8 protein-coding genes and 1 pseudogene are annotated in these 10,090 nt (G+C 69.6%); 7 read left to right on the top strand and 2 right to left on the bottom strand.

Translation table 11 applies throughout. The annotated features are described in order from the left end of the window. Positions 1-48: 48 nt before the first annotated feature. The 7 genes from RMO04_RS07015 (at position 49) to RMO04_RS07045 (ending at position 8,921) form a co-directional block, all read left to right on the top strand. Positions 49-2,589, top strand: coding sequence for a helicase-related protein (locus RMO04_RS07015; protein WP_309644072.1), 2,541 nt, complete (start codon positions 49-51; stop codon positions 2,587-2,589). After that, a complete protein-coding gene (locus RMO04_RS07020) occupies positions 2,586-2,864 on the top strand; it encodes an RNA-binding S4 domain-containing protein (protein WP_309644073.1) in 279 nt (92 codons plus the stop codon). The genes RMO04_RS07015 and RMO04_RS07020 overlap by 4 nt, the downstream gene beginning before the upstream one ends. A gap of 48 nt (positions 2,865-2,912) precedes the next feature. Further along, positions 2,913-4,304: an amidase family protein gene (locus tag RMO04_RS07025; RefSeq protein WP_309644074.1), complete on the top strand. Its 1,392-nt coding sequence runs from the start codon at positions 2,913-2,915 to the stop codon at positions 4,302-4,304. Positions 4,305-4,348: 44 nt separating this feature from the next. After that, complete coding sequence (locus RMO04_RS07030; RefSeq protein ID WP_309644075.1) at positions 4,349-6,700, top strand: penicillin acylase family protein; 2,352 nt, start codon at positions 4,349-4,351, stop codon at positions 6,698-6,700. A 112-nt stretch (positions 6,701-6,812) separates the two neighbouring features. Beyond that, positions 6,813-7,154 carry a ferredoxin FdxA gene (gene fdxA / locus RMO04_RS07035; RefSeq protein WP_309644076.1) on the top strand — a complete coding sequence of 114 codons (342 nt, stop codon included), beginning with the start codon at positions 6,813-6,815 and terminating at the stop codon, positions 7,152-7,154. 287 nt (positions 7,155-7,441) lie between these two features. After that, the gene (locus tag RMO04_RS07040) at positions 7,442-7,951 is read left to right on the top strand and encodes a CarD family transcriptional regulator (RefSeq protein WP_254836100.1); all 510 of its coding nucleotides are present in this window, start codon (positions 7,442-7,444) and stop codon (positions 7,949-7,951) included. A gap of 88 nt (positions 7,952-8,039) precedes the next feature. Next, positions 8,040-8,921: an alpha/beta hydrolase gene (locus RMO04_RS07045; RefSeq protein ID WP_309644077.1), complete on the top strand. Its 882-nt coding sequence runs from the start codon at positions 8,040-8,042 to the stop codon at positions 8,919-8,921. Here the strand turns inward: RMO04_RS07045 and RMO04_RS07050 are convergent. Together RMO04_RS07050 and RMO04_RS07055 are read right to left on the bottom strand one after the other, a co-directional pair. Continuing rightward, a complete protein-coding gene (locus RMO04_RS07050; protein WP_309644078.1) occupies positions 8,918-9,703 on the bottom strand; it encodes a CAP domain-containing protein in 786 nt (261 codons plus the stop codon). The two genes, RMO04_RS07045 and RMO04_RS07050, sit on opposite strands and share 4 nt — an antisense overlap. Before the next feature lie 170 nt (positions 9,704-9,873). Next, positions 9,874-10,090: pseudogene (locus RMO04_RS07055) on the bottom strand (dicarboxylate/amino acid:cation symporter); the annotation flags it as partial.

A 10,090-nucleotide genomic window follows, 5' to 3' on the forward strand; every position in this document is an offset into this window, starting at 1 on the left:
CGCAAGGCCACGCTTGCCCGACTCTGCCGGCCACCCCAATTTGAGATCATGAGCGACCGTCCCTCCGGAGCGGCCCCTCCGCGTCTGGTGGCGGTCCTGGGCCCCACCAACACGGGCAAGACCCACCTCGCGGTCGAGCGGATGCTGGGCCACGCCTCGGGCATGATCGGCCTGCCGCTGCGGCTACTGGCCCGTGAGATCTACGACCGGATCGTCAAGCTGCGCGGCGCGCGGTGCGTGGCCCTGATCACCGGCGAGGAGAAGATCGTCCCGTCCCGCGCCACCTATTTCGTCTGCACCGTCGAAGCCATGCCGCTGAGCCGCGAGGTCGAGTTCCTGGCGGTGGACGAGATCCAGCTCTGCGCCGATCCCGAGCGGGGTCACATCTTCACCCACCGTCTGCTGCATGCGCGGGGCAAGTACGAGACCATGCTGATGGGCGCGGCCACCATGGCGCCCCTGGTCCGCCGCCTGCTGCCCGACGCCGAGATCGTCACCCGCGAGCGGTTTTCGGCCCTGACCTACGCCGGACCGAAGAAGCTGACCCGCCTGCCGCGCCGCACGGCGGTCGTGGCCTTCTCCGCCGACCAGGTCTACGCCATTGCCGAGCTGATCCGCCGCCAGCGCGGTGGGGCCGCCGTGGTGATGGGCTCGCTCAGCCCCCGCACCCGCAACGCCCAGGTCGCGCTCTACCAGTCCGGCGAGGTCGACTTCCTGGTGGCGACCGACGCCATCGGCATGGGCCTGAACATGGACGTCGACCATGTGGCCTTCGCGGGCTTGCGTAAGTTCGATGGCCGGCGAACACGCTATCTGCATCCCCAGGAAATCGGCCAGATCGCCGGGCGCGCCGGACGCTTCACCCGCGACGGGACCTTCGGCGTCACTGGCGAGTGCGAGGAGATGGACGAGGACCTGGTGGAAGCGGTGCAGGAACACCGGTTCGAGGCCACAACCGGGGCGGAGTGGCGCAACGCCCGCCTGGACTTCGCGACCCTGCCCAAGCTGCTGGCCTCCCTATCCCAGTCCCCGGGAAGAGAGGGGCTGAAGCTGTCGGCCGAGGCCCTGGACGAGAAGACCCTGCGCATCCTGGCCGCCGAGCCGGACGTGGCCGACCGCTGCGTGCGCGACCGCCAGGCCCTGAACCGGCTGTGGGACGTCTGCCAGACGCCCGATTTCCGCAAGACCTCGGGTGAGGAGCACATCCGGCTGGTCCGCGAGTTCTTCGACTGGCTGACCACCCGCGACCGTAAGATTCCGCAGGACTGGATGGCCGGCCAGTACCGGCACCTGGACCGCACCGACGGCGAGATCGACACCCTCGCCGCGCGGCTAGCCAGCGTGCGGACGCTGGCCTATGTGGCCAACCGCCCCGACTGGCTTGCCGACGCATCGGGGTGGCAGGGCCGGACGCGCCAACTCGAAGACCGGCTCTCCGACACCCTGCACGAGAAGCTGATGGCCCGGTTCGTCGACCGGCGGACCAGCGCGCTGATGCGGGCGCTGAATGTGCGCGGCGAGATGCTGGCCGGCGTGGCCGCCGACGGCGAGGTGGTGGTCGAGGGCCAGTATGTCGGCCGTCTGATCGGGGTGGCCTTCGAGCCCGCCCACGGTTCGTCGGTGCTCGAGGAGAAGGCCCTGCGCGCCGCGGCGGTCGCCGCCGTCGGACCCGAGATCGCCAAGCGCCTAGGCAAGCTGGCAGCCGAGCCTGACAGCGCCTTCGCGGTCACCCCCGACGGCGCGGTGCTTTGGCGTGGCGAGGCCGCCGGCGCGATCTCGGGCGGGACGAGGTTCGCGCCACGGGTCCGCCTGCACGGCGAACTGGGACCGGCCCCGGCGCGGGAACGGGCCGCGCGGCGGCTGGAGGCTTTCGTCGCCGCCGAGGCCGGGCGTCGCCTGGCGCCCCTGCGGCGGCTGGAGACCGCCGTGGAGACGGGCAAGATCAAGGGCCTGGCCCGTGGCGTCGCCTATCGCCTGATCGAGGCCGGGGGCGTGCTGGACCGCGCCGCCGTTCGCGTCGAGGCCAAGGGGCTGTCCCAGGTCGAGCGTCGGGCGCTGAAGGCGCTTGGGGTCAAGCTCGGAGCCTTCAGCCTCTACCTCCCGGGTCTGCTGCAGGCGAAGTCGCTGTCCTTCGCCCAGGCTTTGGCGCCGCCCGGTTGGCGACCGGCGCCGGACAAGGTCTCGCTCCTGCCCGATCCTCCGCCTTCGGCCACGGCGCTCGCCGCTTTCGGCCTGCGCGCGGTGGGCCGCCACGCTGTCCCTGTCGAGGCGCTGGAGCGGCTGGACGCTCTGATCCGCGCCGCGCCGCGCCAGGGCCAGGGCGCGCTGATCACCGACCAGGCTCGCGAAGAGTTGGGCTGGAACGCCGAGGAGACGGCGGCGATCCTGCGTGGCCTCAACTTCGCGCCCGTCGCCAAGGTTCAGCCGGGCGAGCCCACCGCGTGGCGACGCCGCACCGACAAACCAGCGGCGCCCGCCCCCGCCGCGCCCACAGGATCGCCGTTTGCGGCCCTGGCGGCGTTGAAGGACAAGCCCATGCCGGCCCGGCGTCCGCGCCGCCGCCGCAAGACCGCGGCGCAGCGTCCGTGAACGACGGCTGCCGCGCCGATGTCTGGCTCTGGCGGGCCCGGTTCTTCAAGACCCGGTCGCTGGCGGCCAAGTTCCTGGACGAGGGCAAGGTGCGCCTGACTCGCGCCGGGGCCGAGAGCCGCATCGACAAGTGCGCGCGTCCCGTCAGGGTCGGCGACCAGTTGGTCTTCGCGTTGGGCGGCAGGCTGACCGCCATCACGGTGGAGGGGCTGGGCGAACGCCGCGGCCCGCCGACCGAGGCGCGCACGCTCTATTCGGCCCTGCCTGGCGGCTAGACTCCGACGACCACGGATGGTCTCGTGACCGGACAAGGGGAGGTCAGCATGTCGGAGACCCTGGGCCGGGACACCTCGCACGCCTCGGCGGGCGAACTGGTAGAGGCCCTGGCGCGGCGCGATGTCAGTTCGGTGGAGCTGTTCGAGGCCGCCATCGCGCGTATCGAGGATCGCGACGGGTCGATCAACGCCGTGATCATCCACGACTTCGACCGAGCCTACGAAGCCGCCAAGGCCGCCGACAGCGCGATCGCGCGAGGCGAGCGGCGCGCTCTGCTGGGCCTGCCGATGACGGTGAAGGAATCCCACAACGTGGCGGGTCTGGCGACGACCTGGGGCTTCTCGGAGGCCAAGGAATTCAGGGCCTCCATCGACTCCGTCGGGGTTCAGCGGCTGAAGACCGCCGGCGCCGTGATCCTGGGCAAGACCAATATCCCCGTAAGCCTGGCGGACTGGCAGAGCGTCAACCCGGTCTACGGCCGCACCAGCAATCCGTGGGACGTGACCCGCACGGCCGGCGGGTCGTCGGGCGGCGCCGCGGCGGCCCTGGCGGCCGGCATGGTGCCGCTGGAGTTCGGCTCCGACATCGGCGGCTCGATCCGCGTGCCGGCCGCCTTCTGCGGCGTCTACGGCCACAAGCCGAGCTACAACCTCGTACCTCAGCGCGGCCATGCGCCGCCCGGCCTGGATGGAGGCGACGCACCGATCGCCGTGCTGGGGCCGCTGGCGGTGACGGCCGACGACCTGGCGCTGGCCCTCGACGTGCTGGCCGGTCCTGTCGGCGACGAGGCGACGGGCTATCTGCTCGACCTACCCTCCCCGCGTCACGCCGCGCTCAGCGACTACAGCGTCCTGATGCTGGACCACCATCCGCTGGCCGCCCTGGACAAGGAGGTCAAGCAGGCCCTGACCGATCTCGCCGACCATCTGGATCGCCAGGGCGCGACAGTGGCGCGGCGCAGCAGCCTGCTGCCGGACCTGGAAAGCGCGCATCAGGTCTATCTGGGCATCCTCGGCGTCGCGATGTCCCGAGGCGGGCCGTCTCGTCCGGACGCACTCTCGGCCCATGCCTGGCTGGATCTGCTGGACGCACAGGTGTCCGTCCGCCGCCAGTGGGCGGAGCTCTTCAAGACCTTCGACGTGGTCCTGGCGCCGGTGTTCGGCACGACAGCGTTCGAACACCTGGACGAGCCCGACCCGACCCAGCGGACGCTGCTCATCAATGGCAAGTCGACGGCTTACTTCGACCAACTGGCCTGGTCCGGCATGGCCACGCTCGCCCACCTGCCGGCCACCTCAGCGCCGATCGGGGCCAGCGTGGCGGGCCTGCCGATCGGCGTGCAGATCATCGGTCCCTATCTCGAGGACCGCATGACCATCGAGTTCGCGCGACTGCTGGAGCGCGAGTTCGGTCGCCCAGCGCGCGCCTGGGACACCTGAGTCTGGCGATTGTCCCGCCGGACGGGCTCGCCTAGCGTGGCGAAATGAAACTGACCGCCCTTGCCGCCCTAACCGCCCTTGTCGCCACCACCGCCGCGGCGGCGACGCCGCCTGGCGAAACCCATGCGGTCGCGGGACTCGCCAAGGCCGCCGAGATCCGCATCGATCGCTGGGGCGTCAGCCACATCTATGCGGCCAGTGTCCGCGACGCCTTCTTCCTGCAGGGCTACAACGTCGCCCGCGACCGGCTGTGGCAGGTGGACCTGTGGCGCAAGCGCGGTCTTGGCCTGTTGGCGAAGGATTTCGGCCCCGACTACGTGGCCCAGGATCGGGCCGCGCGGCTGTTCCTCTATCGCGGCGACATGGCGGCGGAATGGGCGTCCTACGGCGCGGGCGCCAAGGACAACACCGAGGCCTTCACAGCGGGGTTCAACAGCTATGTGGCGGAGATTCGCGCCGGCAAGCGCCCCCTGCCGATGGAGTTCCAGATCGCCGGCTCCGCGCCCGACCTCTGGAAGCCCGAGGACGTGGTCCGCATCCGCAGCCACGGCCTCACCCGCAATGTCCCCAACGAGGTCGGCCGGGCGCGCATCGCCTGCGCCGCCGGCTTGGAGGCCGCCCGCCTCTACAAGAACCTCGAGCCGAAGTGGGAGACCAAAGTTCCCGACGGCCTGGACCCCTGCGATATCCCCGCCGACGTGCTGGACGACTATCAGCTCGGCTCGACCGGCGTGAAGTTCACCGGCGCCGCCGCAAAGACCGCGATGCTGGACATTCCGCCCGAGGCGGTGGGGTCAAACAACTGGACCGTCGCCGGATCGCGCACCGCCAGCGGCCGGCCGATCCTGGCCAACGATCCGCACCGCGAGCATGGCGCGCCGTCCCTGCGCTACATCGTCCACATGGAGGCGCCCGGCTTCTCGGTGATCGGGGCCGGCGAACCGTCCCTGCCGGGGGTCTCCATCGGCCACAACGGGACCATCGCCTTCGGCCTGACCATCTTCCCCGCCGACCAGGAGGATCTCTACGTCTACGAGACCAAGGGCGAGGCCTATCGCTACAAGGGCGCGTGGGAGCCGATGCGCACGGTGGTCGAAGACATCGCCGTCAAGGGCGAGGCCCAGCCCCGCAAGGTCACCCTGAAGTTCACCCGCCATGGCCCGGTGCTGAAGGAGGACGCCGCCAAGGGCCGCGCCTTCGCCCTGCGCAGCGTCTGGGGCGAGCCCGGGACCTCGGCCTATTTCGGGTCCATGGGCTACATGACCACCAAGACCTGGGAGGGATTCAAAGGCTCCCTCGCCAACTGGGGCGCGCCCTCGGAGAACCAGGTCTACGCCGACACCAAGGGCGACATTGGCTGGGTGGCGGCGGGCAAGGTCCCCGGGCGCCCCGGCTGGGACGGTCTGATGCCCGTGCCCGGCGACGGGCGCTACGAGTGGAAGGGCTTCCTGTCGATCGACGAACTGCCCAACGCCCACAACCCCAAGGCGGGATGGTTCGCCTCGGCCAACCAGCTCAACCTGCCGGAGGGCTATCCCTACAAGGAGCGCAAGGTGGGCTTCGAATGGTCCAACAACGCCCGGATGGCGCGCATCTCCGAGGTCCTGGCGGCGACGCCCAAGCTGACCCTGGCTGACGCCATGGCTCTGCAGACCGATCCCTACGACATCACCTCCCGGCGCATGCTCGTCCTGTTGGCCGGGCTCAAGCCAGACGATCCCAAACTCGCGGCGGCGCTGGACATGTTGAAGGCCTGGGATCATCGCACCGCCGCCGACAGCGCCGGGGCCGCGCTCTACGAGGTCTGGATGGCCAAGCACCTGGGCAAGGCTGTCGTCGCGCGCGCCACGCCGCCCGCGGCGCGGGCCCTGGTCGGGAACGGAGACATCGCCGCGGTCATGGCGTTGCTGGAGAGTCCGGATGCGACCTTGGACGCCGCGGCCCGCGACGCCGCCCTGCGCGAAAGCCTGCTGGCCGCCTATGACGAGGTCGCCGGCAAGCTGGGGCCTGATCCCAAGGACTGGACCTGGGGCAAGCTGCACCAAGCTCAGTTCACACACATCCTGGCCCCGTTGGCCAAGCCCGCGCAGCGCGCCGATCTGACCGTGGGGCCGGCTCCGATGGCCGGGACCAGCCTGTCGCCGCTCGCCGCCTCCTGGCGTCCCGAGGACTATCGCGTGACGGCCGGCGCCTCCTTTCGGATGGTTCTGGATGTCGGCGCCTGGGACAACAGCCGGGTCATCAACACCCCGGGCCAGTCGGGCGATCCGACCAGTCCGCACTTCGACGATCTCTTCCCGCTCTGGGTCACCGGACAGTACGTGCCGTTGAGCTATTCGCGCCCGGCGGTGGAGGCGGTGACCGAGCGGGTGCTGACCCTGACACCCGCCCCATGAGCCGCGCCTATCGGAGCTTGCAGATATCCTGTGACCCGGCGCCATTGACATTGCGGGGCCGGAGCCGGAAAAACCGCGGCCCAAGAGAGCGGCCGGAGCTTCATTTTCCGCGATGACCTACATCGTCACCGACGCCTGCATCAAATGTAAGTTCATGGACTGCGTCGAGGTCTGTCCGGTGGACTGCTTCTACGAGGGCGAGAACTTCCTGGCGATCAATCCGGACGAATGCATCGACTGCGGCGTCTGCGAACCCGAGTGCCCCGTTGACGCCATCAAGCCCGACACCGAGGACGATCCCGACTCCAAGTGGCTGCGGATCAACACTGATTACGCCAAGATCTGGCCGAACATCACAGTCAAGGGCACGCCCCCTGCCGACGCCGAGGCTTTCGAGCGCGAAACCGGCAAGTTCGAGAAGTATTTCAGCGAAAAGCCCGGCCGCGGCTCCTGATCCGGCGCATGCCGGCCTGGAAACGGGGCGCCAAGCCTTTCAATCGGCTGAATTTTATGCTATCGTCATAGATGACGTGGCGAGAGCGCATACGCGCGCTGCGTCGTTTCTGCAGAAGAGCCGTCCCGGCCGACGTACGCCTTGCACAGGCGAAGGGTGTCTTAGAGGTCTAATCCGTTCCTCCAGGGTAAGGGGCCGCGCGATTTTCGCGGAGGGTGTCCTTTGTCCTGTGGTGCAATGGTTAAGATCTCTTAACGGGTTCGGCCAAGTCGAAAGGACTTGAGCGAATGAGCAAGAGCGGTCTGGAATTCTCCATCGGCGATCACGTCGTCTATCCGGCCCATGGCGTGGGTCAGGTGCAGGGGATCGAAACCCAGGAAGTCGCCGGCTATTCGCTCGAAGTTTACGTCATCACCTTCGATCATGAGAAAATGACGTTGCGGGTTCCCACCGCCAAGGCCCGCACGGCGGGCTTGCGCTCGCTGGCCGAGGGCAATGTGGTCAACCAAGCGCTGACCACCCTGAAGGGTCGCGCCCGCGTGAAGCGGACCATGTGGTCGCGTCGCGCCCAGGAGTACGAAGCCAAGATCAATTCCGGCGACCTGATCTCCATCGCCGAGGTGGTGCGCGACCTGCACCGCGCCGAGAACCAGCCGGAACAGTCCTATTCGGAACGTCAGCTCTATGAATCGGCCCTGGACCGCATGGCCCGGGAAGTCGCCGCCATCGAGCGCATCGATCGCGACGCCGCCATCGGCATCCTGAACAAGAGTCTGATCAAGGCCGTCGCCGCATAAGGCGCGCCTCATTCGCGATATCGACGCCCGGCGCTTGCGCCGGGCGTTTTCGTTTGGGCAGGATCGGCGCAGGAATACCGGAGTTCGGATGACCGCCGCCAGCATCGCCGCCCTCGCCGCTTCGGCCGCCGCCTTGGCCGCGGCCCCCATCAGCTATCTCGATCTGCTGTCGCGCGAGCGGCCAACGGCCGACCTGCGCATCGCCTATGGCGCTGATCCGCTACAGTTCGGCGAGCTCTGGCTGCCGAAGGGCAAGGGCCCCTTCCCCGTGGTGGTCCTGATCCACGGCGGCTGCTGGCGCGCTGATCTGCCGGGGCTGGAATTAATGGACTACGCGGCCGCCGATCTGCGGGCTCACGGCAAGGCGGTGTGGAACATCGAATACCGGCGCATCGGCCACGCCGGCGGCGGCTATCCCGGCACCTTCCAGGATGTGGCCGAGGGCCTCGACCATCTGAAACGCCTGGCGAAGCCGCACGACCTCGACCTGTCGCGTGTCGCGGTGTCTGGGCATTCAGCCGGCGGCCACCTGGCGGTCTGGGCGCTGGCCCGTCCGCGCCTGGGCAAGACCAGCTCGCTCCATACCGAGGCGCCGTTGGCGCTTCGCGGCGCCGTGGCGCTGGCGGGGATCATCGATCTGGAGGCCTATCACGCGACCGGCCCCGACGCCTGCGGCGGCCCCGGCACCATCGACGCCCTGGTGGGCGCGCCGGCCCGCGCCGGCGATGTCTATGCCGACACCTCGCCGCCCCGGCTGCTGCCGCTGGGCGGCCGACAGGTGATCATCTCCGGCGATCTCGACCCCATCGTGCCCAGCCGCTTCGGCCAGGCCTACGCCGCCGCGGCGGCCGCGTCGGGCGATCCGAGCCTGGAGATCGAGCTTCCGCGCTCGGGGCATTTCGAGCTCATCGACCCGACGGCTCCAGCCTGGAGCCGGGTGCGCGCGGAGATCGACGCGCTGCTGGATTAGACACGAACGAAGATCGGGCCCCACAGGACCTGATAGCGCCGCTCGTCCAGCCGGCGCTGCGGCCGTAGCTGATAGACGCCCGGCGAAAGGCTGGGCGTCGCTTCCGACGCCAAACCCGGAATCGAGCCCGTGTCGACCGGATTGCTGACTGTGAAGCCGTCGATCCGGGGGCTGGCCTGCACGACGGCGCCGGCCAGATCGGCCTCCCGGGCCAGGCGGAAGGGCACGGGCGCGCCAAGCTCGCCGTCGGGATGGGCGTAGAGTCCCACGGCGTAAGTGCGCTCGCCCCGCACCGCCACGCCGATGCCGATCCGGGCATGGGCGGGCCGCAGGAGATTATCCCAATGCGGCGCGCTCTTGCGCCAGACATCCATCAGATCGGCGGCCGTGGTCGGCGCGCTCGCGCGACGATATGCGATGTTCTCGCTGGCCGAGCCGATCATCCGGCGCGCCAGGACGCTGACCCGGTGGCTGGGGTCGAAACCTTCGGGGCTCGTGTGCTCGACATAGGCGCGAGCGGCGAGGTCGGCGGCGTGGGCGCGCGCGGTCAGGGCCAGTTCGTCGCTCCAGGCGCAGGCCGCGACACCGCGCTCGGCTCGCACGGCATTGGTCAGCAGAACGATCCGGCGTTCCGTCGCCGGGTCGAACGCGCCGCCGCCCGCGTCGCCCAGGCGGCCGCGCAGGCGGCTGTCATAGTCGAGCCAGGACTGGGCGGGACCGGCGGCGAGGACCGGCGTCGCCACCAGGCCGGTCAGACCGGCGAGCAAGGTTCGACGCGCCACGAGGACGTCGCCTGCCAAAGATGACTGAACCGGCGCTCGACGCCTCACGGCAAACCACTTCACCCCTCGCCAAGGCCCAGGCGGCCTTGATCACGGGCCTCAGTTTACGAGGGTCGACTGGCTTAAGAATTAACGGCGCGTCGCCAAATCCGTCGGCCGGCCCGACGAGCCTAGTCGGCTTCCGCCGCGACGACGGGCGCCGGCGCGAGGGGCGTCGGCGACGGGCCGCGCGCGAGCTCCCTGGCTAGGATTTCGCGGTCGAGATCGCCCTCCCAGCGGGCCACGACCAGGGTCGCGACGCCGTTGCCCACCAGATTGGTCAAGGCCCGGCATTCGCTCATGAACCGGTCCACCCCCACGAGTATGGCCAGGGCGGCGATAGGAATG

The organism is Phenylobacterium sp. (genome assembly GCF_031412415.1).
Taxonomy (GTDB): domain Bacteria; phylum Pseudomonadota; class Alphaproteobacteria; order Caulobacterales; family Caulobacteraceae; genus Phenylobacterium.